Genomic DNA, 24925 nt, shown 5'->3' on the forward strand with positions numbered 1-24925 from the left:
TACTCTCTTTTTAACTATTTGAGTTAAGTAAATTCACATTAAGATTATTAAACAAGTTATTATTGTAACTTTTAGTAGCTTGCTTTTGTAAATTTGCTTTCCTAATATCTTCTTCAGCTACTTGTGAGAGCATTCTATTTTCTGCTTTTCTCTGTTCCTTCAGTCTCTTTAATCTTTTTTCTAATAATTCATCAAACTGAGTCATAAGTGATGGGCTGCTTTTTGAAGATGAATTATTAGTTGCAATACCACCAGCACTGCACATACTACCATTTGCATCATAATAAGTACCAAGACTTGTTACTTTGTTACCATCCATTTTAGCTGCATTTTTCAGCCAATTTAAAGCCATAGGTTCATCGCCAAGGTTTTTCTCAAGTTCTGCTGCAACTTTTGGATTGTTTGCTGCTTTTTTTAGATAAGCTGGATCAATTGTAATGGGTGAATGATCTATGTTGGTACTTGTTGGTATCATTGCTCCCTTTGAAAAATGGCCAACAATGATGTTTAAGTTTGGAAATTTAGCACAAAGCTCTTTATAATATTCGTCTACAGAATTACTTGTAGTTTTAGATGTTGAGTTAGACTCAGTAACTGATTTTGACGCATCAGTTTTTGTATTGATATTTGATTGATTGTAATTATTTAAAGCATAATTAGTAGATAGTTCTAAAGACATAAAAATTCCACCTTTCTAAAATATATCTTTAAAGTTTTTTTAACATTACTGTCAGATTAAATACTTTATTTTTTATCGAAATATCGATGTCACCAAAGTACTTTCGAGCTACTGTTTGTACATTTTTTAGACCAATACCGTGAATCGATTTATCTGATTTACTTGAAATTGGAAGCTTTGTAGTATTGTCAAATTTAATTTGCGATTCAAGGCTATTTTTTACATCTATAAAAAATAAATTTTTCTCTTTGCTTGAGGTTATGACAATAAAAGGTTTTGATTTCAATGATTGATTTGTACAAGCATCTAAGGCATTTTCCAGCACATTGCTTAGGATAATGCTTATATCAAATACATTCAATTGGAAGCTTGAGGGAAAAGCAAAATCTGATTCAAATAAAATATTATTTTTCAAAGCTTTTCTATAGAAATCATTTATTATTACATCTGTTATGGAGTTACCAGTCCCAAATTTAAAATCAAGCTTATTTACAGTATTTGAAATATTGCTAAAGTATTTTTCCATTTCATTGTATTTACCTTCTGTAACTAACCATTTTAAATTATTTATATGATTTTTCATGTCATGTTTTATGCTGCGAATACCATTGTACATTTGTTGTATCTGATTAGTGTAATTTTGGAGGTCAGATATCTGATGTTCTAGAATTATTTTATTTCTTTTTTCTTCATTCAAACTTATCATATTTTGAAATAGCATTGTTGTACCGGCAATTCCCATAAGAGATACTATACCTATAGCAGGAATTAAAAAAATAAAAAAAGGATATTTATCATAAAGAAAATCTTTTGAATTATTATTAAATGTGGTAAGTATTATTTTCAATATCATAAAACTTATAAGCTGTGCTGATAAAGCAGGCATAATCAAAAACAAAGTTTCTCTTGTATTAAAATCATAGTTTTTATATATGAATTTTTTAGTTATGTAAACTATTGAAGTATACATTAATATAAAAAATATTAGTAAAAATATAATTCCTATTATAATTTGAATATACCCCATTAAAACAGGGTAGTGTTTAATTAATGAAGGATGGTCTTGTAAGTAATTTACACTAATAAGCTTAAAAGAGTTTTTTTGTAAAAAATAAAATATGCTGTAGGAGGTTAAAAGACACAATTCTTTAATTGCATAAAATGTAACAATTAAAAATACTTTTATTGGAACATTAGTATCATATACTATAGAGATGATGGCAAACATTAGGATTATACCAAGTAAATCCATAAGTATATTGTCTGTGCTAGGATACATCCAAAAAAATATAATACAGTATGTAAAGTAAACAATAGGAATAATGATATCAGTTTGCCTTCTAATTTTGTCTTTTAAAAAGTTGTGTAGAAAATAATATAGAAAAATTGAACTAATTAAATATTTTACATTATTCAAAACTTCAAGTGTTATTTTTAGTGAAAATTGATTCAAAGGTATATCACCTCTGTTTTTAAATAACGAAGATAGTTTTTTACAAAATCGTTATATTTATGTTTTGATATTATAAGTTTAATGCCATTTTCAAGTGTAATGCTTGAAGTATCATATTCTGTAATGTAAGCCATATTTACAATATATCCACGATGGCATCGAAAGAAGGCACTGCCAAGTTGAGATTCTACGTCATCCATTTTAGCATAATATTCTTGAGTGCCATTTTGGGTATACAAAATCACTTTTCGTCTATTACTTTCTACATAGTAAATTTCTTTGAGAAAAACTTTTTTATAGGTGGTCCCAATTTTTATAAGTATATATTTGTTAGATTTTTCATTTGATTTTTTATACTCTAATACTGCATTTTTTAATACTTCAATAAATTTTCTGCTGTCTATTGGCTTTAGAAGGTAATGAAATGCATGCACATCAAAAGCATCATATACATACCTATCAAATCCAGTTACAAATATTAATATGGATCTGCACAATTCATTTTCACTGTTTCTAATTTTTTTTGCAGTAGTTATACCATCTAAATTGTTCATTTCAATATCTAGAAATATTATGTCATGTCTTATTTTTGATTTAAATAGATCTTTACCTGAAATATATTCTTTAACATCACAGGAAATTTTCTGTGATAGTATTAATGATTTTATGTAATCTCTTGTGCTTTTTTCATCATCGCAAATTGCTATATTTAACATTGTTTTTCATGCACTCCTCTATTGCACTATCGAAACAAAAAATATATACTTTAACAAAATGTAATAAATGAACATTTTTTTGTAATGAAATTTTTGATAAAATGAAAATTATTACCCACCAATGTTATCCCAGTGCTCATAGGCTTCATTGAGCTCCATAAATGCATTTGCTTTGTTTCTTGTGGCAATTGCACCTTGCAGTCGTGCTACATTCATGGTAAATGAATCAATCTCATCTTTTTCTGCACTAAATTGCACTCTAGTGACCACTTTCTTCCATGCATTTAACAATTGATCACTTTTCTTGTATGCATCATCCCATTTATTATTTTTTACATCTTCCATAACTAGCTGAATACACTTAGGTACGTTATCATTTTTGGTCAAAGGCTTTTTTAAAAAATTATCGCTAATCATCACTAATACAAATAAAGTTAATGTTACTATAGGAATGGTTTTAACTAAAAAATTTCTCATATAATAGCTCCTCCTTAATAAGGTCCTTTATAATCGCCAATATCGGTTATCTTGACCATATGGTCATCGTATTTATCTACATAAAGAGATCCAGCAGGATTTAAAGTGGCTAGAAAAACATCGGAAATATTATTGATTTTTTGTAATTTTAATTGGTGCATAAGCCATTGCTTGGTTTTATTTAGTTGTTTAAGATTTTGTTCAATGAGTATTCCATCATAAATGAGTTCTGTGCTTATACCTGATGCTTTTTTAGAAATATTCATGTCTTTGGCTGTTACAGGTTCACATTCAGGTTTTTTAAGTACAGAAAGTTGTCCGTTAGGTTCAAGAATGGCAAAATCAACATCTGATAAATCAAATACATCTTTATTTCTTAAAAGCTCCATAAGATCAGATACTGTATATTTCATTTGCCTCAAAGTATCTTCCATTATTTTACCATTCATTATAACTATAGTGGGTTCACCACCTATATATTTTGCCGCATATCGCCATTTTATTGTTATATACTCCATTAAATAACTTAAAGCTGCCCAGCAAAATAAACCTACCCAATGAGGCCAAGCTCTGCTTGATAGATCTGTAGTGAGGCTTGCAGCAATAGATCCTATTGTAATACCTACTACATAATCAAAAAACGTTAACTGACTTATTTGCTGTTTACCTAATATCTTTGCAAAGATAAGTAAAGTAAAAAAAGCAATAATAGAACGTACTAAAACAACTAATCCTTCATTCAATGTTATTTTCCTCCTGTGTTACTATTCTTTATCCGATCGCTGCCATTGCTAACACCCCCATCGCACACAGTGAAAGCGACTATCACCAAATCAAAGATTTGGGATATCTGCTTTTCTATCAAAGTGGAGGATAAGCACTGCTACGCGCCTGGATAAGTTCTTCCCCTAAAGGATAACGTATTCTAAGTGCTAAAGACACTAAGAATACTGTTAATAAGGTTCGGCTGGAGAAAGTCATCCTTATAAGCAAACTCCATATGAACCTAAGAATCACTTGATATAAAGGGTGATAATTTTTAATATTCTAAAACTATTTATATAGTAGTTATTATCCGATATAAGTTGAATTTTATTCTGTTTCTGTGGAAAAAGGTTTATTGTATTTTAGATATAGTTGTACCCCTAATTATTAGATTAATTGTTTATTAGTTGACTTTTTTCAATATTTATCATATTATATACATAATAGCTAACAATTAATAATTGAACTTAATTTTCAGTTAATGAGATGATTTTATGTATATGGAAAATACGGTATATATAGTGGGCAATGCAAAAACTAATGAGGATAATGCCATTACCATTAAATTTAATTCTTTTTACATAGGTTTTGTAGTAGATTTAAGTACAGATAAAATAATTGATTTAAATTCATCTTCTACTTTAAGAACTACGGATGAATTTATAAGATCTCTTTTAATAGGTAGAAACCTTAGGATATTTGATGATAAACTAAAAGAAGAAGTTATAAAAAGATACCATGGTTCATCTCAAAAAGCCATTATTGTAGCTTACAGAGATGGAGTTAAGAAATATAATGAAGTGAAAAAAAAATATTTTTAAATTACTGTTTTGTTTATGGTAAATAAGTTACCCTTATTTTAAAGTGAATGAAAGCCAGTAAAAGCAATGTTAATATGCTTTTGCGGGCTTTTTTTGTATTAATTTCAAGGAGGTTCTCTAAATGAAAATAAGAGATATAAAAATAAAAAGAATATCCGTTCCGCTGGAGACGCCATTTAAAACAGCACTCCGTACTGTGGAAAGGGTAGAAGATATTATAGTTGAAATATACACAGATACAGGAAATATTGGCTTTGGAGAAGCCCCACCTACTGGAGTCATAACGGGAGATACAACTGGATCTATAATAGGAGCCATAGAAGATCATATAAAGAAATCAATTATAGGCATGGAAATAGAAAATTTTGAGTCAATAATACAAAAGTTGAATGGATGCATTGTAAAAAACACTAGTGCAAAAGCTGCAGTGGACATAGCACTTTATGATTTATATGGTCAGTTATATAAAGCACCATTGTATAAGCTTTTGGGTGGGTTTAGAAAAGAAATAACAACAGATATAACTATAAGTGTAAATGAACCCGAAGAAATGGTAAAAGACAGTATAGATGCTATAAAAAGAGGATATAAAACTTTAAAAATAAAGGTAGGTAAAGATTCTAAAAAAGATCTGGAAAGAATGAAAGCTATAAGACAGGCTATAGGATATGATATTGACCTTAGAATAGATGCAAATCAAGGATGGAAGCCTAAAGAAGCAGTAAAAGTATTAAGAGAAATGGAAGATGCAGGACTTAACATTGAGTTTGTGGAGCAGCCTGTTATAGCACACGATATAGATGGATTAAAGTTTGTTACAGACAACGTATCCATACCAGTTTTAGCAGATGAGAGTATATTTTCACCAATGGATGCCTTAAATGTTCTAGAAAGAAAAGCAGCAGATTTAATAAATATAAAACTCATGAAAACAGGTGGAATATACAATGCATTAAAGATATGTTCTTTAGCAGAAATACATGGAATTGAGTGTATGATAGGGTGCATGTTGGAGGCAAAAGTAAGTGTAACAGCTGCAGTTCACCTAGCTTGTGCAAAGAGTATTATAACTAAAATTGATTTGGATGGCCCTGTTTTATGTAGAGAAGATCCAATAAATGGTGGGGCAATATTCAATGAAAGCAAAATAACACTTACAGATAAACCTGGACTTGGAATAGAATCTATTAATTATTAATAAGTTAAAATGAAGCTCTTAGATTAAATTTCTAGGGACTTCTATATCAATATTATATTTTAATAAATTTAGGAGGGGAAAAATGGGTACAAACAATTTAAAAAAACTGTCGCTTGTAGCACTAATTTTAATGATTTTTACCGAAGTATTTGGCTTTGCTAACATGCCAAGAGCATTTCTCCTTATGGGATATTCATCTATTCCATGGTATATAATATCAGGAATAGCATTCTTTATTCCATATGCATTTATGATGGCTGAATTTGGTTCTGCATTTAAAGATGAAAAAGGTGGAATTTATTCATGGATGAATAGATCTGTAGGACCTAAATATGCTTTTGAAGCAACATTTATGTGGTATGCTTCATATGTTGTTTTAATAGTTGATATGTGTTCTCTTATATGGATTCCGCTTTCAAATCTAATATTTGGGAAAGATGTGACAGCTAGTTGGGGATTTTGGGGACTTAAATCTACCCAAGTTATAGGAATTTTTAGTATTATTTTTATAGTAGCCATAACATTTATAGCTACCAAGGGATTGAAAGACATTTCAAAAGTTACCTCAATTGGTGGTACTGCAGTTATGTTGTTGAATGTCTTTTTGATTATAGGAGCTGTAATTGTACTCATAGCAAGCCATGGACATCTTGCACAGCCTCTTAGTTTCACAGTATCTCCTAATCCCAAATACGGTAGTTCTCTTTCAATTTTATCATTTATAGTATTTGCCATATTTGCTTATGGTGGAATTGAAGTTGTAGCAGGACTTGTAGATCAGACTGAAAAACCTGAAAAAAATTTCGCAAAAGGAATGGCTATATCTGCAATAGTTATAACGCTGGGATATTCTATAGGCATATTTATGTGTGGTATATTCACAAATTGGAAACAGGTACTTTCAAACCCAGATGTTCATTTAGCTAATGTTGCATATGTTATAATGCAAAACTTAGGTTACCAGTTAGGAGTTAGCTTTAATTTAAGCCAATCTGCAGCACTTACATTAGGTGCCTGGATAGCAAGATTTGTTGGACTATCAATGTTCCTTGCACTGACAGGAAGTATCATAACTGTATTATATGGTCCGCTCAAACAGATAATAGAAGGTACTCCAAAAGGGTTATTCCCTGAAAAACTGACAGAAATGAAAGATGATATGCCTAAAAATGCAATGTGGGCACAGTGTATTATAATCGTTTTGTTTTTAGTACTACTTACAGTTGGTGGAGAAGGAGCATCCAAGTTTTTTAATATAGTTGTAAGTATGACAAACGTAGCATTGACAATTCCATATATGTTTATAGCAGGAGCTTTTGTTCCGTTTAAGAAGAAAAAGGAAATTAATAAACCATTTATAATTTTTAAAGGATACAAATCATCATTGATTTGGGAAATAGTTGTTGTATTTACCATAGGATTTGCAAATTTATTTACAATAATTGCTCCAGCATTTCAAGGTGATATGCAAAGCACCATATGGATGGTTGTAGGTCCTATAGTTTTCTCAATTGCAGCATTTGTAATGTACTCCAATTATGAAAAAAAGAATAAAGTTTCAAAACAAAAAGTAGAAAATTAGGAGGTATAAGATATGCTGTATGAAAAAATATTAGCTGCAATAGATTTAAAAAAATTAAATTGTTCTTTTGTGATAGAAAATCTTAAAACAGGAGAAAAAATTGCCTATAATGAAAATATGGTGGTGCCTTCTGCAAGTCTTATAAAGATACCAATAATGATGGAGATATTGAATCAGGTTAAAGAAGGAAAACTTTCACTTAAACAGAGAATAACAGTAGAGGACAATGTAAAAGTACCTTTTAGCATACTTAATCTTTTAGAAACTGGTAATAGCTATACTCTAAAAGATGTAATAACCCTGATGATAATTCAAAGTGATAATACGGCTGCAAACATACTGATGGATCTTGCAGGTATGGACAATGTAAATAATTATATTAAAAATTTAAAAATAAAAAATACAGTACTTCAGAGAAAAATGATGGATTCAAAGGCAAGAAAAGAGGGCAGGGAAAATAAAACTACTGCTGCTGATATGGCAAAATTTTTTGAAATTATCTATAAAGGTGAAAAGGCTGAGGAATCCTACAGCATCCTTATGAAAGATATATTGACTAACCAGCTGGATAACAGTGTTATGAGATTGAGCATACCGGATGATACAGTTATTGCCCACAAAACAGGAGATTTATATGGAATAAGCCATGATGCAGGTATAGTATATCTTCCTAATGTTGATTATATTTTTTGCGGACTTACATGGGATGCTGTTACAAATAATTTTGCCAGAGAAACAATTGGAAAGATTTCTAAAATAGCTTATGATTATTTCATATCTTTATAATAGGATGTTAAAGGATAATGGACTGTAAAATATGAATATTAAAAAGGACCTGTATTTTAAAATGTGGTACAGGTCCTTTTTAAAAGCAATATAATAGCTAAATTATAGATGTTCTTCCCACCAGCCTAAGGCAACATCAGTTTTAATATGCTGGCTGCCAGGAGAGTGTAGATATACGATAAGAGAGCCTCTTGGAGGGATTATGATTTTACCATAATAATTTCCGACTACTGTGGAATTTGCTTCTGCAATTCTATTAAATAAACTTATGCCACTGGAAGGTAAGTGTTTTACACGTTGTGCGAAACCTAATAAAATATTCGAAGTCGGTAAAGGATATATGGTAGTATTTGCAGGGGATACATAGGGGGATATAGAAGTTCTACCAATGGGTTCAGAATTTAGCCATAGTTCTGATCTAAAAGGTGTATTAGACGTATTTGACACTGTAAAGGTATTTATATATAATTTAACATCTGAATCCTCTGGGTTCATCAAGCCTCCCCAGGCATTTAAATTACGTTCTAGAATTAGAAATGGGGTATGACCCATAAAATATTTCCCTTTAAAAGATTCATATACACGGTAGGGTAGGTTTACTACTTTAGTTGGTTTATTATAATGATTTATGGTATCGGAATTTAAAATATTTTCATTTTCCATAAATATGACCTCCTAGCATTTAGTATTATTTTATGTGAATATAGCTATAGAAGTGTACCATTTGTACAAGATTTCAATAAATGGTGTAGTTCACTTATTTCTTTTAGTATAAAAAATGCCAAAAATATGAACAAAAATAGAGTTTCTATGTATTGAATTGTAAAATATCCACTAAAAGAATAAAATTATAATAAAAAATGCAAAAAAATAATTGACAAGATATAAATAATTATGCATAATTATATCATGATAACAATTAGTTAAGCATAATTACACATATGTGAATATAAAATGACATCTTAGAAGCATATCTTTCGTTAGTAATAATATAATTTCCTTTAGAAGAAAATGATTTATTTAAAATAAATAGTGTAATGATTTTTTATAATTTTCGGAAAATTGCCAAATTTAGCGTCCTAGGCATGGTAAAATTAGCTTGAATAAGTGCCTACTATTATTTATTGATACATAGAGAATTCTACTCTTTGCATTTTATCTAACATCAAGGAGTTTATTTGTCACAAAATATGTAAAAATAAGACAAAGATGTCAGGAAATTCTATGATATAAATTTTGTAAACATAATAAATTAGCTTTGATAAGATTGGAACAATGATAGTTAATACTCAGAATTGCCAAAATTAGGAAAGAGGTGTCGTTAATTAATGAAAGTTACAAATGTGGAAGAATTAATGAAAAGACTAGAAGAAATAAAGGATGCTCAAAAGAAATTCGCTACATATACTCAAGAACAAGTGGATGAAATTTTTAGACAAGCAGCTATAGCAGCCAATAGTGCTAGAATAGACCTAGCTAAAATGGCAGTGGAAGAAAGTGGAATGGGAATTGTAGAAGACAAGGTTATTAAAAATCACTTTGCTTCAGAATATATATATAACAAATATAAGGATGAAAAGACCTGTGGAATTTTAGAAAAAGATGCAGGTTTTGGAATGGTTAGAATTGCAGAACCTGTAGGGGTTATAGCAGCAGTAGTTCCAACAACTAATCCAACATCTACAGCAATATTTAAATCACTAATAGCTTTAAAAACTAGAAATGGTATAATTTTTTCACCACATCCAAGGGCAAAAAATCAACTATTGCAGCAGCTAAGATAGTACTTGATGCTGCAGTTAAAGCTGGTGCTCCTGAAGGAATTATAGGATGGATAGATGAACCTTCCATTGAACTTTCACAGGTGGTAATGGGAGAAGCAAATTTAATTCTTGCAACTGGTGGTCCGGGTATGGTTAAGGCTGCCTATTCTTCAGGAAAACCTGCTGTAGGAGTTGGTCCAGGTAACACACCTGCTGTAATTGATGAAAGTGCCGACATTAAAATGGCAGTAAATTCAATACTACTCTCAAAAACTTTTGACAATGGTATGATTTGTGCTTCAGAGCAGTCAGTAATAGTTTTAGACTCAATATATGAGGAAGTAAAAAATGAATTTGCTTATAGAGGAGCTTATATATTGAGTAAGGATGAAACAGATAAGGTTGGAAAAATAATTTTAAAAAATGGAGCTTTAAATGCTGGCATTGTAGGACAACCTGCTTTTAAAATAGCACAACTAGCAGGAGTGGACGTACCAGAAAAAGCTAAAGTACTTATAGGAGAGGTAGAATCGGTAGAACTTGAAGAACCATTTTCTCATGAAAAGTTATCTCCAGTTTTAGCTATGTACAGAGCAAGAGATTTTGAGGATGCCATTGCAAAAACTGATAAACTTGTTAGAGCAGGTGGATTTGGACATACATCTTCATTATATGTAAATCCAATGACAGAAAAATCAAAAGTAGAAAAATTTAGTACTATGATGAAAACATCAAGAACTATAATTAACACACCTTCATCCCAAGGTGGTATAGGTGATATATATAATTTTAAACTAGCTCCTTCTTTGACACTAGGCTGTGGTTCTTGGGGAGGAAACTCTGTATCCGAAAATGTTGGACCTAAACATTTATTAAACATAAAAAGTGTTGCTGAGAGGAGAGAAAATATGCTTTGGTTTAGAGTACCTGAAAAGGTTTATTTCAAATATGGCAGTCTCGGAGTTGCATTAAAAGAATTAAAAGTTATGAATAAGAAGAAAGTATTTATAGTAACGGATAAAGTCCTTTATCAATTAGGCTATGTGGACAAAGTTACAAAAGTTCTTGGAGAATTGGGGATTTCCTATAAGGTATTTACAGATGTAGAACCAGATCCAACCCTTGCTACAGCTAAAAAAGGTGCAGCAGAATTGCTGTCATACGAACCAGATACAATCATATCAGTTGGCGGTGGTTCAGCAATGGATGCAGCTAAGATCATGTGGGTAATGTATGAGCATCCAGAAGTAAAATTTGAAGATTTGGCTATGAGATTTATGGATATAAGAAAGAGAGTATATGTTTTCCCTAAGATGGGAGAAAAGGCAATGATGATCTCAGTAGCAACATCCGCAGGAACAGGATCAGAAGTTACTCCATTTGCAGTAATTACAGATGAAAAAACAGGAGCTAAATATCCATTAGCTGATTATGAATTGACTCCAGACATGGCTATAGTTGATGCAGAACTCATGATGGGAATGCCAAGAGGACTTACAGCAGCTTCAGGTATAGATGCATTGACTCATGCACTGGAAGCGTATGTATCAGTAATGGCTACAGAATTTACAAATGGATTAGCCCTTGAAGCAGTAAAATTGATATTTGAATATTTACCAAAAGCTTATACAGAAGGTACAACTAATGTAAAGGCAAGAGAAAAAATGGCTCATGCGTCATGTATTGCAGGTATGGCCTTTGCCAATGCATTTTTAGGGGTATGCCACTCTATGGCACATAAATTGGGAGCACAGCACCACATACCACATGGAATTGCTAATGCACTTATGATAGATGAAGTTATAAAATTCAATGCTGTAGATGATCCGATAAAACAAGCTGCATTTCCACAATACGAGTATCCAAATGCCAAGTATAGATATGCCCAGATAGCTGATTGTCTGAACTTGGGAGGAAGTACAGATGATGAAAAGGTACAACTATTAATAAATGCTATAGATGATTTAAAAGCTAAGTTAAATATTCCAGAAACTATTAAAGAGGCAGGAGTTTCAGAAGAAAAATTCTATGCTACTTTAGATAAAATGTCAGAATTAGCTTTTGATGATCAATGTACAGGAGCTAACCCAAGGTATCCACTGATAAGTGAAATAAAACAAATGTATATAAATGTTTTTGATAAAACTGAGCCAATTGTAGAAGATGAGGAAAAGTAGTTATTAAATAAGATAAAAATGGTGTTCAAATAAAATTTGAACACCATTTTTATATTTAAAAAGCAAGTATGAATAATAATAGTACAGAAACAAACAATAAAAGTGAGAATCTTGTTTATATTTAACAGCATAAAAAATAAGAAAGAGGTGTCATTAATGAAGGTAACTAAAGTAACTAACGTTGAAGAATTAATGAAAAAGCTAGATGAAGTAACGGCTGCTCAAAAGAAATTTTCTAGCTATACTCAGGAACAAGTGGATGAAATTTTCAGGCAGGCAGCTATGGCAGCCAATAGTGCTAGAATAGACCTAGCTAAAATGGCAGTGGAAGAAAGCGGAATGGGAATTGTAGAAGACAAGGTCATTAAAAATCATTTTGTTTCAGAATATATATATAACAAATATAAGGGAGAAAGGACCTGTGGAGTTCTAGAGCAAGATGAAGGCTTTGGTATGGTTAGAATTGCAGAACCTGTAGGGGTTATTGCAGCAGTAGTTCCAACAACTAATCCGACATCTACAGCAATCTTTAAATCACTAATAGCTTTAAAAACTAGAAATGGTATAGTTTTTTCACCACATCCAAGGGCAAAAAAATCAACTATTGCAGCAGCAAAAATAGTTCTTGATGCTGCAGTTAAAGCTGGCGCCCCTGAAGGAATCATAGGTTGGATAGATGAACCTTCCATTGAACTTTCCCAGGTGGTAATGAAAGAAGCAGATTTAATTCTTGCAACTGGTGGGCCAGGTATGGTTAAGGCTGCCTATTCTTCAGGAAAGCCTGCTATAGGAGTTGGTCCAGGTAACACACCTGCTGTAATTGATGAAAGTGCTGATATTAAAATGGCAGTAAATTCGATACTACTCTCGAAAACTTTTGACAATGGTATGATTTGTGCTTCAGAGCAGTCAGTAGTAGTTGTAAGCTCAATATACAATGAAGTCAAGAAAGAATTTGCAGATAGAGGAGCATATATATTAAGTAAGGATGAGACAGATAAGGTTGGAAAAACAATTATAATTAATGGAGCCTTAAATGCTGGAATTGTAGGGCAAAGTGCTTTTAAAATAGCACAAATGGCAGGAGTAAAAGTGCCGGAAGATGCTAAAGTACTTATAGGAGAAGTAGAATCAGTAGAACTTGAAGAACCATTCTCACATGAAAAGCTATCTCCAGTTTTAGCTATGTATAAAGCAAAGAATTTTGACGAAGCTCTTTTAAAAGCTGGAAGACTAGTTGAATTAGGAGGAATTGGTCATACATCTGTATTATATGTAAATGCAATGACGGAAAAAGTAAAAGTAGAAAAGTTCAGGGAAACTATGAAGACTGGTAGAACATTGATAAACATGCCTTCAGCACAAGGCGCTATAGGAGACATATATAACTTTAAACTAGCTCCTTCTTTGACATTAGGCTGTGGTTCCTGGGGAGGAAACTCTGTATCAGAAAACGTCGGGCCTAAACATTTGTTAAACATAAAAAGTGTTGCTGAGAGGAGAGAAAATATGCTTTGGTTTAGAGTACCTGAAAAGGTTTATTTCAAATATGGCAGTCTTGGAGTCGCATTAAAGGAACTGAGAACTCTGGGGAAGAAAAAGGCATTTATAGTAACGGATAAAGTTCTTTATCAATTAGGTTATGTAGATAAAATTACAAAAAATCTCGATGAATTAAGAGTTTCATATAAAATATTTACAGATGTAGAACCAGATCCAACTCTTGCTACAGCTAAAAAAGGTGCAGCAGAACTGCTTTCCTATGAACCAGATACAATTATATCAGTTGGTGGTGGTTCAGCAATGGATGCAGCTAAGATCATGTGGGTAATGTATGAGCATCCAGAAGTAAGATTTGAAGATTTAGCTATGAGATTTATGGATATAAGAAAGAGAGTGTATGTTTTCCCTAAGATGGGAGAAAAGGCAATGATGATTTCAGTAGCAACATCCGCAGGAACAGGATCGGAAGTTACACCATTTGCGGTAATCACTGATGAAAGAACAGGAGCTAAATATCCACTAGCTGATTATGAATTAACTCCAAACATGGCTATAGTTGATGCAGAACTTATGATGGGAATGCCAAAGGGACTCACAGCAGCTTCAGGCATAGATGCATTGACTCATGCACTGGAGGCTTATGTGTCAATAATGGCTTCAGAATATACCAACGGATTGGCTCTTGAAGCAACAAGATTAGTATTTAAATATTTGCCAATAGCTTATACAGAAGGTACAACTAATGTAAACGCAAGAGAAAAAATGGCTCATGCGTCATGTATTGCAGGTATGGCCTTTGCCAATGCGTTTTTAGGGGTATGCCACTCTATGGCACATAAATTGGGAGCACAGCACCACATACCACATGGAATTGCCAATGCACTTATGATAGATGAAGTTATAAAATTCAATGCTGTAGAGGCTCCAAGGAAACAAGCGGCATTTCCACAATATAAATATCCAAATGTTAAAAGAAGATATGCTAGAATAGCTGATTACCTAAATTTAGGTGGAAGTACAGATGATGAAAAAGTACAATTGCTAATAAATGCTATAGATGACTTGAAAACCAAGTTAAATATTCCAAAGACTATTAAAGAGGCAGGAGTTTCAGAAGATAAATTCTATGCTACTTTAGATACAATGTCAGAATTAGCTTTTGATGATCAATGTACAGGGGCTAATCCAAGATATCCACTAATAGGGGAAATAAAACAAATGTATATAAATGCATTTGATACACCAAAGGCAACTGTGGAGAAGAAAACAAGAAAGAAAAAATAAATATATAATAGGTTGAATATAGTAAAGTAAAAAGGACATATTTATAATATGTTCTTTTTAGTTTACTATTATTTAGGTGGTTAAATTATGAATTTGGAAGTGTTAAAAACAGAGTTTAAGTATTTGAGAGATAAAATAATTGAAAAGCAGTATGAACATCTTGATCCTATGCAAAGAAAAGCTGTTTTAAATGGTGAAAATAACTGCATTGTCATTGCTTGCCCTGGAGCAGGAAAGACCCAGACTATTATTAATAGAGTGGACTACTTATGTAGATTCGGACCTATATATAATACAGACTATGTTCCCAATTGCCTAAAGGCCGATGATTTACAGATAATGAAGAAATATTTAAATGATGATTCCTTTAAAGATGTGACCGCAGTAAATAAAATTCAGAATTTGTTAAATGGCAATAAAATAAATCCGGAGAACATAATTGTCATAACTTTTACAAGAGCGGCTGCCCTCAATATGAAAAACAGATACATATCTATAGGAAATAAAGAAAAGTCACCTTTTTTTGGAACATTTCATTCCTTATTTTATAATATATTGAAAAAACACAATAAAGAAATAAATATTATAGATCCTTATAAGGCACATGAGATAGTTAAAAATGCACTTATGTATTATCTGGACTTTATAGGAGAAGAGAAAGTAAAGGAAGTTCTAAATGACATATCTCTTTTAAAAAATAGTGAAACTAACATAGATTTATTTAAAAGTAAAATTGACAAAAGTGTATTTTTAAAATGTTTTAATGAATATGAAAATTACAAAGCTAGAAATAAGCTTATGGATTTTGATGATTTACAGTTAAAAGTTAAAGATATGTTTCTAAATCAAAAATGTATTCTAGACAGTTATCAGAATTTGTTCAAGTATATTTTAGTTGACGAGTTCCAGGACTCGGATAACCTCCAAATAGAACTTTTACAACTAATAGGAAGTAAAGGTTTTATATTTGCAGTAGGGGATGAAGATCAGTGCATATATTCTTTTAGGGGATCTAAGCCAGAGTGCATGGTGAATTTTGATAACTATTTTAAAGATGGAAAGAAAATTTATTTGAAAATAAATTATAGAAGTGTTAAAAATATAGTTGAATTGTCCAAAAAAATTATATGTAATAATAAAAATAGAAATGTAAAACTTATAGAAAATAACAGAAAAAATGAGGGGAATATATACTTCAAGGTATTTGAAAGAGAAAAAGAACAGGCCTTTTTTGTATCAAATTCAATCAAAGAAATTATAAACAAAGGAAAATACCAATATAGTCACATAGCTGTATTTTATAGAACTAACCTGGAATCAAGAAGTATAATAGATGCTTTTTTAAAATACAATATAAAGTTTAAACTTTTGGACGGTCAGTATAATTTTTACGAACATTTTATATGTAAGGATTTAATAGCATATCTCAAATTAGCTGTAAATATGTGCGATAATAATAGTTTTATGAGAATAATAAATAAGCCTTTTAGATATATCGGTAAGGTAAATATAAAGAAAGTTATAGATAATAGAATAAAGGAAAATTGCTTTGATATTTTAAGGCAAGTAGGCGATTTACCTATTTTTCAACTTAAAAATATAACTGTGCTTGAAAGAAATATTAAAAAATTAAATAGAATGAGGAAGCAGGATAGAATAGATTATATATTGGATAAATTAGATTATATGGATTATTTAAAAAATTACTGCATGAAATTAAATAGGGATATGGATGAACTTCAAGATATTATAGGAGAGTTTAAGGAAGCTTGTGGGGAATTTGATAGTATAGAATCATTTTTAGATAATATTGAAAAGGTAGGACTGACTTTAGAGAAAGGTGAGAAGGAAAATAACGCAGTTACTTTGAGCACTATTCACGGCGTGAAAGGTATGGAGTTTGAGAATGTGTTCATAATAAACTGCAGCGAGGGATTAATTCCTCATGCAAATAGCATACAAAATAACCTGGAAGAGGAAAGGCGGCTTTTTTATGTAGGGGTTACAAGAGCCATAGACAATTTGACTTTATGCTATTCAAGTACTATTAGGAAAAAGGCAGTAGATGTATCCAGATTTATAGGAGAATGTGGCTTGTTAAATTCGGGGGAACTTATGAAAAATTGCGGTTTAGAAGTAGGAGATTATGTGGTTCACAAAGTATTTGGAAGTGGAAAAATAATAGATAAGAGAAATAATTGTTTAAAAGTATTATTTTCAGATAATAGAGAAATAGGATTTGATTTATCTGTTCTTTATAATGGACAGTTGATGAAGGATGCTGCTAGAAAATGTTTGTAATGAAAGGTAAATGTATCCTAATTTATAAATGGATTTCCGTTAATTTGATATGTAAAATTTAGTTACTCCATACATCTAAATAATAAAATTTATGTATAAGGGATGGAGTAAAAATGGGTGTAAAAAAACTGATAAACGTAGTGAAAAAGCAGGATAGAAGCATTAGAGAAATTTATGAAAAATATTTAAAACATTGTATTTCTATAGGTCAGGCACATGGAACTATAGAGTCAAAAAAGCAATTCTTTAGGTATTCACTTCCCAAAATAGTAAATGTAGATGATAGCATAACTACTTTTACAAAACATAAATTAGAAGAACATATAATATTTATGAGAAAAGCAGGTGGTGAATGGCTATTTTGCACTTACGTTACATTTATAAATTTTTGGGGTATTAATTTTTTTTAAAAATAAATGAAATAAGGTAGGGTACTAAATAAGACACTCTACCTTATTTTTATTATTCTATATTTATATAAGCTTAATACAGTAACTTTTACTATGGCATATAGTGGAACAACAACAAAAGCTGCCATAGAACCTCCATAGGAAACAGCTGTTACTACTAAAAATATATCTGTAAGAGGATGTATTTTTAATGCAGACGACATAATTAGTGGAACTACTACTCTTCCCTTTAATGTTTGAACTGTAATAAATACTATACTAAGCTTTATTATCATATATAGGCCTTTACTTATAGCTATAATTGATGGAATTATCATAGATATAAAAAATCCTATAAAAGGTATAAAACCTAAAATAAAAGTAAAGAAAGCCCATATCAATGCATTTGGCATATGTATTATTTTATAACCTATATATATCATAATAGCCAAGGAAAGTGCTACCATTAGCTGGCCAGTTACATAGGCATTCAATGCCCTATCTACATCATAAAGTGTTTCAGATAAAAAATCTCTATATTTTTCAGGGAATAAATCTATAAATTTATCCCTAAGCTTACAGCCATCCTTTAAAAGGAAAAACAAAATTAGGAGCACTAATAGCATTTTAGAAAACACATCAACAATGTCATTTATATTCTTATATAGGTTGCTTTGAAAATTTTGTGTATAATGGATCATTATATTATTAGCTATTTTAATTAACTCATTAATATTGATATACTTATAAATTTCATTGACAATTGAATTTATAGGTTTTTGACTAGTAAAGGTTTTAGTATTAGGACTAAGATTATTTATATTTTTAGCTAATCCATTAAACTCTAATATGGCATATCTAATAAAGAAATATAAAATTAACAAAGCAGCAATTAGGCTAATAATTAGGGTAAGCAAGGAGGAAATACCCTTACTAATGCCATTTTGGATAAATACATTGTTCAGGGGCTTTAATATATAGAATAGAAATACTGAAATAATTATAGGAACTAAAATGCATCTATATAAGGTCACTATTATCCTAAAAATAAAATGTATTTTGCTAAAAAGGATTATGGATAAAAAAAATAAATTTGTAATTATTAAAATCTTGATTACCTTATTGTTTAATATAATAAATCATCCCCTCGAAATTATGGAATAATAGTTGGTTGTAAATATATTATAGGTATAATTTATAATATTTATTTACCGCTTGCCGACAAAATATATGTGTGAGTGGAGCGATAATAAAGGTAAAGCACCAGGAATAATTCTGTGCTTTCTTATATGGATTATTTGTAGCATTTCAAAATATTCAATAAATGAACAAAAAATATAATGTTCTATGATATTTTGATCTTATCATAGAACACCGTGTTTTATATGTTTTTTTATGGAATCACATCAAACGGATTATTTATACAAGAGTATCTAAATTATTATTTGAAGATTGTGATAAAGAATCAATAGTATTATAAACATTGCTGGGGTTTGAGGAAAAGATACTTGAACAGGCATCCTGATAAGTTCCATTTTCTATTGCAGTGTATTGGTATAGGATATTCTCATCCATATTGTCTGTTGTAGTATTGTTACTTTGAAGAAGAGATACAATATTTGATTCAGCAGGAGATAAACCATTACTAGGGGGAGTAACATTTGTAGGTATAGACAAATCACCTGATGAACTATAAGTTAGCGGTGTACCATAGGTTGGTTCAATTTGTTTGTAAATATCTTGAAGTTCACTGCTGGTAGTATTTCCAAAATAGTTGGATGCAGTATAATTTTCTTGTACAGTTGAGTCAATGTTATTTACTAATGGAACAGAAGAATTTGTTGAGGTAGAATTTAGGGTGTTCCATAGGGAATTCATATAATAAGTATTCATAACACTATTTACATCCATTAGAATTCATCTCCATAAAATTATTTTAAATATTATCGTATTAATATATGAAATCTTTAGCATAGATTATGAAGTATCTAAAAATGGTTGGGCTAATGGTTCAGAATATGCTGTATTAGCTAACGGACAAAACTTTCCAGATGCTCTCAGTGCAGCTCCCCTTGCTAAAAAATATAATGCACCTATTCTACTAAATCCAGACTCAGATTTAGATAGTAGAGTTGAAAATGAATTACAAAGATTAGGGGTAAAACAAATATTTATTATTGGAGGTCCATCAGTAATATCTGATACCATTAAAAATAAACTTGAAGAACTTAATATTAAAACTACACGACTTTGGGGACAAAATAGATATGAAACGTCCATTAAAATTGCAGAACAATTAGATTTTAATGGACAAGTTGTAGTAGTAAGTGGTGAAAATTTTCCTGATGCTTTGGCAGGTTGAGCTTTGGCTGCTAAAAATTCTTCTGCTATTGCATTGGTAAATGGTTCTTTGGAAGCACTTACTATTTATAATGGTGATATTTTAGATATTGAGAATTACGATAATATTGTACCTACTCTTGACTTTTTATGCTTAAGTAAATCTTTTAGTGTATTAGGTGGTACTAGTTCTATAAATGATACTATTATAGGCTGCCTTGAAATTAGTCGATTTGAAAAGGATAATAACACTACTGGTTACGCAGATAATGTAACTAGTGTTGTTGTAGATGGAGATTGGTTATATTACTATAAAACATATAGTATGCGTGTTGGAGATGAATGGGACACAAAGGAATCATTCTTATGCAAAATAAAAAAGGACTTGACCGGATATACGGTCTTAGTAGATACAACAAAATATAATAATCAAGGATCTCTTCATACTGGCATACAATATTATATAACTAAAATAGAAAATGGTTGGATATATTATGGCAATGAAAGTGCATCCTTTAAGGTAAGAATTGATGGTACTGATGGTACTGAAAACACTTGTTTAGGTGGTAAACCTGATTATACTTAATAATTTTCACATTTAATTCATCGAATTCACGTTAAATTATGTAATTATTTGAAAATTTTTTTATATTTTTTAGCTAATAAATGGTATAATACTAGTAAAGTATTTTTATTGGAGGGAATGGAAATGACTCAATTGAATCAAATCTATAAGTGTGATTTATGTGGAAATATTGTAGAAGTAATACACCCAAATGGAGGACAATTGGTATGCTGTGGACGACCAATGACATTACAAAGGGAAAATACTGTTGAAGCATCAAAAGAAAAACACATTCCTATAATAGAAAAGGCAGAAAGTGGAGTATCAATTAAAGTTGGAAGTATAGAACATCCAATGGAGGAAAAACATTATATAGAATGGATTGAAGTTCAAACTCCTAAAAATATATATAGAAAATGTTTGAAGCCAGGTGAAAAGCCAGAGGCAGTTTTCAAAATGAATGATAATATTGTATGTGTAAGAGCATATTGTAATATTCATGGATTATGGGAAGCAAATTAGCATGTAATTGTATTTCTAAAACTAGAATGAGCTGGCATAATATGTTAAATAAAGCAAAACTTTTAATTAATAATAAAGTATTATAATTGGACTTGCTTATTTGGAGAGTACCTAAAAATAAATTTAATCAATTAAATTAAAATATTTAAATTAGGGGTGTATAAAATGGAATTAAAGGGAAGTAAAACGGAAAAAAATTTATGGTCTGCATTTGCAGGTGAATCTCAAGCAAGAAATAAGTATACATATTTTTCTTCAGCTGCTAAAAAAGAGGGATATGAACAGATTGGTGAAATATTTCAACTTACAGCTGATAATGAAAAGGAGCATGCAAAAATTTGGTTTAAACTTTTAAATGGTATAGGTAATACTTCAGAAAATTTGAAATCTGCGGCTGGTGGAGAGAATTATGAATGGACTGAAATGTATAAAAAATTTGCGGAAGAAGCTAAGCAAGAGGGCTTTGATGATATCTCTAGATTATTCAGTATGGTAGCAGAAATTGAGAAACATCATGAAGAAAGATATAATGAACTTTTAAAGAATATAGAAGAAAACAAGGTTTTTAGTAAAAATGCGAAAAAGGTTTGGATATGTCGTAACTGTGGATATGTTTACGTTGGTGAAAACGCACCTGAAAAATGTCCTGTATGCTCACACCCTAAATCTTATTTTGAACTAGAAAGCAAAAATTGGTAGTAATATAGTACTAAAAACATCGTATTATTCAACTGAATTTTACGATGTTTTTATATTTGTAAAACAAAAATATTGTAATCATATTTTAAATTACTATAATTAAAAGTAAGGATGAATTGAAAAACTAACTTCTTACTTGTATTTCAAGAATTTAGTTTCAAATTTAAATATCCCGTTTTGTAATTAAGAAGTATTTTTGATGTAAAGATGAAAAATAAACGTTAAGAATAATACTCATAAAGGGATTAAATGGACAAGACCAATGTTTAATAAGGAGATGCGTATTATGGAAGTTAATCGAAAAACATTAATAAAGGATATTGTTAATATGGGGCCTAGGGCAATAGAAATATTAAAGAATTTTGGTATGGGTTGTATTGAATGTCCTTCGTCTCAAAATGAGAGTATAGAAGATGCTGCAGCAGTTCATGGAATCGACGTAGAGACTTTAATTCAAAGCTTGAACAAAATTCCATTAAGGGAGAAACTAAAATGGAAAATAGAAAAGAAGATTGAGGATGTTATGAAGTCACGATACAATATTAAATAATGTAATTTCGAAAATTAGTTATTTTATATAAAAATAAAGCCAGTACTTTAACCCAACATCATAGACTTAAGGAAACCTGATTAACATTTTTGCTTATCAGGTTTCCTTATTTATGTGTATAGATTAAAATAAAAGTAAGGATGGTTGTATGTTTATATATTCCATAATACAACAGGTAATTTAGGCAAACCAATTTTCTTTTATGAATTGGTTTGAAAAATATGATATAATTAACCAAAAAAAGTAGGGTTATTTATAATAATAGAGGGGTGTTTTACTATGCTATTTACCAGTTATTTGATTGGGTTAGTTGTATTGGCTGTTGGAGCTGGACTTAAAATGTGGCCACCAGAGAATATAAGTAATGTTTATGGATATAGAACGCCATTTGCTATGCAGAATAAAGATGTATGGGATGAAGCAAATTATTTTTGTAGTAATATGTTAATATGTATTGGTATTATATGTTTAATAATATCAGCACTGTGTGATATTATTTATAAAAGCAATATTGATATTGCAAGCAAGATTTCAACAATAATATCTGCAACAATAATTGTATGTTCCCTTCCTAGCACAGAAATTCATTTAAGAAAAACATTTGACAAGTATGGAAATAGAAGGATGTAATTTTAGCGGCGATTATATTTAAAATAGTAAAAAAATATTTCTAAAGTATAAAATCTTTTATTGAGGAGGTAAGGTTAGTGATAGTTGTTACTACTGAAAATATTGCAGGTTATAAAATAAAAGAGGTAAAGGGAGAAGTTTTTGGATTGATTGTAAGAAGTAGAGGTTTGGGTGGTGATGTAATGGCTGGTTTAAAAAGTTTAGTTGGAGGAGAAATCCATCAATATACATCTTTGCTTGAAGACGCACGTAAACAAGCAGTTGACCGTTTAATTGCAAATGCTACTGATATGGGTGCAAATGCAATTGTAATGATGAGATTTGATTCAAGTGAAGTCGGCCAGACAATGAGCGAAGTGGTGGCTTATGGTACTGCCGTAACAATTGAAAAGGAATAAATATTATATTAATATAACACTCAATTCTATGGCAAAAAACAATTTAAATATTAAAATATTTTCGCATACTTATATTTAAAACTAAAGCTAGTGAGATAAAATTAGCTAAACTAGAACTCCCTCCATAACTTACAAAGGGAAGAGTTATTCCTGCAATAGGCATAATTCCAATAGTCATACTGATATTTTGAAATACAGAGAAAATGAGAGAAGCTGCTATACCTATACATATAAATCTTCCTAGAGAATCTTTTGATTCTTTTGCTGACCTTATGATTCTATATATTAATATGCCGTATGCTGCTAAAAGTATTGTAGACCCGATAAGTCCCCATTCCTCGCCAATGACAGAGAATATAAAATCTGTATGTACTTCGGGAATGTATCCACCAGATACTTGAGTACCTTTTAAAAATCCTGTTCCATGTAATCCGCCAGAACCTACTGCTATTAAGGATTGTGTAAGCTGGAAACTAACATCCTGTTGGTATGCTCCAGGGTTGATAAAAGAGGTTATTCTCTGCTTTTGATATTCTTTTAGAATTCCACTAAACCAAATAACAATGCATAAAGGTATTGAAGAAGCAGCTCCTATTATTATAGATTTTAAATTTAGACCAGCAATGAAAAAGATACAAAAAACTATAAATAAGTATATTAGTGCCATACCTAAGTTAGGTTGTATTATTATTAAGAAAATTGGTATAAAGGCGTAAAGACACAGTATTAAAAAATTTTTTAAGTTATTTATATTGCAATCCATTTCTTCTAATTTTTTTGCAATAATTAATATTAGTCCTATTTTTACAAATTCAGCTGGTTCTAGAGCTCTGTTTCCTATTCTGATCCATGAAGAAGCACCTTTTATTGCTTTACTGGTCACATCATTAAATAGCAGAACTCCCACACCGCTCCAGTATATTAAATTGGCATATTGAACTATAGTTCTATAATCAATAAGCAAAATCAGAAATATTACCGCTGCACTTAATATAACCCATAATAACTGTAGTTTGGCATAATAATAATTAGACTGATTATGTGTGGCACTATAAATGTTCATTATACCAAAACAAGATATTGCGATTGCAACTAGCAGCGTAGTTACATCTAAATTTCTATATATTTTTTTATTTATTAAAAGCTTGTACATTTTATCACCCGTAAAATATTACATAAATTTTCAACAAAAACAATATTATTCTAACATCTAATTGTTAAGATAAAATGTAATAATTATTACATTTTAATGAAGGGAAAGTTTTGAATATTTAATAAAATAGGGATATTCATTTCGATACACACTTTTTAGTGGCTATCGGTGTTT

The 24925-nt window shown here is 30.5% G+C and carries 23 protein-coding genes and 1 pseudogene; 15 read left to right on the forward strand and 9 right to left on the reverse strand.

Annotation, left to right across the window (positions count from 1 at the left end; genetic code table 11):
* Positions 1–10: 10 nt before the first annotated feature.
* From WY13_RS05990 to WY13_RS06010, 5 genes are all read right to left on the reverse strand, one after another.
* Complete coding sequence (locus WY13_RS05990; protein WP_063554793.1) at positions 11–679, reverse strand: DUF6033 family protein; 669 nt, start codon at positions 677–679, stop codon at positions 11–13.
* 28 nt (positions 680–707) lie between these two features.
* Complete coding sequence (locus tag WY13_RS05995) at positions 708–1931, reverse strand: ATP-binding protein (RefSeq protein WP_204377947.1); 1224 nt, start codon at positions 1929–1931, stop codon at positions 708–710.
* 197 nt (positions 1932–2128) lie between these two features.
* Positions 2129–2848, reverse strand: a complete 720-nt coding sequence (locus tag WY13_RS06000; RefSeq protein WP_063554795.1) for a LytR/AlgR family response regulator transcription factor — start codon at positions 2846–2848, stop codon at positions 2129–2131.
* A 111-nt stretch (positions 2849–2959) separates the two neighbouring features.
* Positions 2960–3325 carry a DUF4363 family protein gene (locus WY13_RS06005; protein ID WP_063554796.1) on the reverse strand — a complete coding sequence of 122 codons (366 nt, stop codon included), beginning with the start codon at positions 3323–3325 and terminating at the stop codon, positions 2960–2962.
* A gap of 14 nt (positions 3326–3339) precedes the next feature.
* On the reverse strand, positions 3340–4068 hold the full coding sequence (locus WY13_RS06010; protein WP_013238300.1) for a DUF421 domain-containing protein: 729 nt from the start codon (positions 4066–4068) through the stop codon (positions 3340–3342).
* A 516-nt stretch (positions 4069–4584) separates the two neighbouring features.
* Between WY13_RS06010 and WY13_RS06015 the strand changes: the two genes are divergently transcribed.
* The 4 genes from WY13_RS06015 (at position 4585) to WY13_RS06030 (ending at position 8477) form a co-directional block, all read left to right on the forward strand.
* Positions 4585–4911 (forward strand): DUF3870 domain-containing protein, encoded by a 327-nt coding sequence (locus WY13_RS06015; RefSeq protein ID WP_063554797.1) that lies wholly within the window; start codon positions 4585–4587, stop codon positions 4909–4911.
* A 121-nt stretch (positions 4912–5032) separates the two neighbouring features.
* A complete protein-coding gene (locus WY13_RS06020) occupies positions 5033–6109 on the forward strand; it encodes a dipeptide epimerase (RefSeq protein WP_063554798.1) in 1077 nt (358 codons plus the stop codon).
* 82 nt (positions 6110–6191) lie between these two features.
* Positions 6192–7691: a glutamate/gamma-aminobutyrate family transporter YjeM gene (gene yjeM / locus WY13_RS06025; RefSeq protein ID WP_063554799.1), complete on the forward strand. Its 1500-nt coding sequence runs from the start codon at positions 6192–6194 to the stop codon at positions 7689–7691.
* A 12-nt stretch (positions 7692–7703) separates the two neighbouring features.
* Positions 7704–8477: a serine hydrolase gene (locus WY13_RS06030; protein ID WP_063554800.1), complete on the forward strand. Its 774-nt coding sequence runs from the start codon at positions 7704–7706 to the stop codon at positions 8475–8477.
* Positions 8478–8579: 102 nt separating this feature from the next.
* On the opposite strand, the gene WY13_RS06035 is transcribed toward WY13_RS06030, so the two are convergent.
* Positions 8580–9140, reverse strand: coding sequence for a DUF6143 family protein (locus WY13_RS06035; RefSeq protein ID WP_063554801.1), 561 nt, complete (start codon positions 9138–9140; stop codon positions 8580–8582).
* A 665-nt stretch (positions 9141–9805) separates the two neighbouring features.
* Between WY13_RS06035 and adhE (WY13_RS06040) the strand changes: the two are divergent.
* The 4 genes and pseudogenes from adhE (WY13_RS06040) (at position 9806) to WY13_RS06055 (ending at position 17915) form a co-directional block, all read left to right on the forward strand.
* Positions 9806–12417, forward strand: a pseudogene (gene adhE, locus WY13_RS06040) (bifunctional acetaldehyde-CoA/alcohol dehydrogenase).
* Between the two features lie 156 nt (positions 12418–12573).
* Positions 12574–15204 carry a bifunctional acetaldehyde-CoA/alcohol dehydrogenase gene (gene adhE, locus WY13_RS06045; protein WP_063554802.1) on the forward strand — a complete coding sequence of 877 codons (2631 nt, stop codon included), beginning with the start codon at positions 12574–12576 and terminating at the stop codon, positions 15202–15204.
* Positions 15205–15291: 87 nt separating this feature from the next.
* Positions 15292–17505 (forward strand): ATP-dependent helicase, encoded by a 2214-nt coding sequence (locus WY13_RS06050; protein WP_063554803.1) that lies wholly within the window; start codon positions 15292–15294, stop codon positions 17503–17505.
* A gap of 113 nt (positions 17506–17618) precedes the next feature.
* Positions 17619–17915, forward strand: a complete 297-nt coding sequence (locus tag WY13_RS06055; protein WP_063554804.1) for a hypothetical protein — start codon at positions 17619–17621, stop codon at positions 17913–17915.
* A 38-nt stretch (positions 17916–17953) separates the two neighbouring features.
* Here WY13_RS06055 and WY13_RS06060 read toward each other — a convergent pair whose 3' ends face one another.
* Both WY13_RS06060 and WY13_RS06065 read right to left on the reverse strand, forming a co-directional pair.
* Positions 17954–19030 (reverse strand): AI-2E family transporter, encoded by a 1077-nt coding sequence (locus WY13_RS06060; protein WP_082848405.1) that lies wholly within the window; start codon positions 19028–19030, stop codon positions 17954–17956.
* Positions 19031–19313: 283 nt separating this feature from the next.
* Positions 19314–19805, reverse strand: a complete 492-nt coding sequence (locus WY13_RS06065) for a hypothetical protein (RefSeq protein ID WP_063554806.1) — start codon at positions 19803–19805, stop codon at positions 19314–19316.
* Between the two features lie 61 nt (positions 19806–19866).
* Between WY13_RS06065 and WY13_RS22275 the strand changes: the two genes are divergently transcribed.
* The 7 genes from WY13_RS22275 (at position 19867) to WY13_RS06100 (ending at position 23598) form a co-directional block, all read left to right on the forward strand.
* Complete coding sequence (locus WY13_RS22275) at positions 19867–20256, forward strand: cell wall-binding repeat-containing protein (RefSeq protein WP_431602444.1); 390 nt, start codon at positions 19867–19869, stop codon at positions 20254–20256.
* Between the two features lie 3 nt (positions 20257–20259).
* Positions 20260–20820, forward strand: coding sequence for a hypothetical protein (locus tag WY13_RS06075; RefSeq protein ID WP_063554808.1), 561 nt, complete (start codon positions 20260–20262; stop codon positions 20818–20820).
* Between the two features lie 123 nt (positions 20821–20943).
* Positions 20944–21321, forward strand: coding sequence for a desulfoferrodoxin (locus tag WY13_RS06080; RefSeq protein ID WP_063554809.1), 378 nt, complete (start codon positions 20944–20946; stop codon positions 21319–21321).
* A gap of 165 nt (positions 21322–21486) precedes the next feature.
* Positions 21487–22020, forward strand: coding sequence for a rubrerythrin (gene rbr / locus WY13_RS06085; RefSeq protein WP_063554810.1), 534 nt, complete (start codon positions 21487–21489; stop codon positions 22018–22020).
* Positions 22021–22306: 286 nt separating this feature from the next.
* Positions 22307–22570: a DUF1858 domain-containing protein gene (locus WY13_RS06090; protein ID WP_063554811.1), complete on the forward strand. Its 264-nt coding sequence runs from the start codon at positions 22307–22309 to the stop codon at positions 22568–22570.
* A gap of 279 nt (positions 22571–22849) precedes the next feature.
* Complete coding sequence (locus WY13_RS06095) at positions 22850–23200, forward strand: SdpI family protein (RefSeq protein WP_063554812.1); 351 nt, start codon at positions 22850–22852, stop codon at positions 23198–23200.
* Between the two features lie 77 nt (positions 23201–23277).
* Positions 23278–23598, forward strand: a complete 321-nt coding sequence (locus WY13_RS06100) for a YbjQ family protein (RefSeq protein ID WP_063554813.1) — start codon at positions 23278–23280, stop codon at positions 23596–23598.
* A 43-nt stretch (positions 23599–23641) separates the two neighbouring features.
* Here the strand turns inward: WY13_RS06100 and rodA are convergent, their stop codons facing one another.
* The gene (gene rodA / locus WY13_RS06105; protein WP_063554814.1) at positions 23642–24751 is read right to left on the reverse strand and encodes a rod shape-determining protein RodA; all 1110 of its coding nucleotides are present in this window, start codon (positions 24749–24751) and stop codon (positions 23642–23644) included.
* Between the last annotated feature and the right edge of the window lie 174 nt (positions 24752–24925).

This window comes from Clostridium ljungdahlii, assembly GCF_001636845.1.
Lineage (GTDB): Bacteria > Bacillota > Clostridia > Clostridiales > Clostridiaceae > Clostridium_B > Clostridium_B ljungdahlii_A.

What these genes read in the sequence shown, in the direction of transcription:
- yjeM (WP_063554799.1), top strand. Translation starts at nt 6,192, where the DNA reads ATGGGTACAAACAATTTAAAAAAACTGTCGCTTGTAGCACTAATTTTA.
- WY13_RS06065 (WP_063554806.1), bottom strand. Translation starts at nt 19,805, where the DNA reads ATGGATGTAAATAGTGTTATGAATACTTATTATATGAATTCCCTATGG.
- WY13_RS06090 (WP_063554811.1), top strand. Translation starts at nt 22,307, where the DNA reads ATGGAAGTTAATCGAAAAACATTAATAAAGGATATTGTTAATATGGGG.
- WY13_RS06005 (WP_063554796.1), bottom strand. Translation starts at nt 3,325, where the DNA reads ATGAGAAATTTTTTAGTTAAAACCATTCCTATAGTAACATTAACTTTA.
- WY13_RS06015 (WP_063554797.1), top strand. Translation starts at nt 4,585, where the DNA reads ATGTATATGGAAAATACGGTATATATAGTGGGCAATGCAAAAACTAAT.
- WY13_RS06080 (WP_063554809.1), top strand. Translation starts at nt 20,944, where the DNA reads ATGACTCAATTGAATCAAATCTATAAGTGTGATTTATGTGGAAATATT.
- WY13_RS06055 (WP_063554804.1), top strand. Translation starts at nt 17,619, where the DNA reads ATGGGTGTAAAAAAACTGATAAACGTAGTGAAAAAGCAGGATAGAAGC.
- WY13_RS06020 (WP_063554798.1), top strand. Translation starts at nt 5,033, where the DNA reads ATGAAAATAAGAGATATAAAAATAAAAAGAATATCCGTTCCGCTGGAG.
- WY13_RS05990 (WP_063554793.1), bottom strand. Translation starts at nt 679, where the DNA reads ATGTCTTTAGAACTATCTACTAATTATGCTTTAAATAATTACAATCAA.
- WY13_RS06095 (WP_063554812.1), top strand. Translation starts at nt 22,850, where the DNA reads ATGCTATTTACCAGTTATTTGATTGGGTTAGTTGTATTGGCTGTTGGA.
- rbr (WP_063554810.1), top strand. Translation starts at nt 21,487, where the DNA reads ATGGAATTAAAGGGAAGTAAAACGGAAAAAAATTTATGGTCTGCATTT.
- rodA (WP_063554814.1), bottom strand. Translation starts at nt 24,751, where the DNA reads ATGTACAAGCTTTTAATAAATAAAAAAATATATAGAAATTTAGATGTA.
- WY13_RS06030 (WP_063554800.1), top strand. Translation starts at nt 7,704, where the DNA reads ATGCTGTATGAAAAAATATTAGCTGCAATAGATTTAAAAAAATTAAAT.
- WY13_RS06000 (WP_063554795.1), bottom strand. Translation starts at nt 2,848, where the DNA reads ATGTTAAATATAGCAATTTGCGATGATGAAAAAAGCACAAGAGATTAC.
- adhE (WP_063554802.1), top strand. Translation starts at nt 12,574, where the DNA reads ATGAAGGTAACTAAAGTAACTAACGTTGAAGAATTAATGAAAAAGCTA.
- WY13_RS06035 (WP_063554801.1), bottom strand. Translation starts at nt 9,140, where the DNA reads ATGGAAAATGAAAATATTTTAAATTCCGATACCATAAATCATTATAAT.
- WY13_RS05995 (WP_204377947.1), bottom strand. Translation starts at nt 1,931, where the DNA reads ATGGATTTACTTGGTATAATCCTAATGTTTGCCATCATCTCTATAGTA.
- WY13_RS06050 (WP_063554803.1), top strand. Translation starts at nt 15,292, where the DNA reads ATGAATTTGGAAGTGTTAAAAACAGAGTTTAAGTATTTGAGAGATAAA.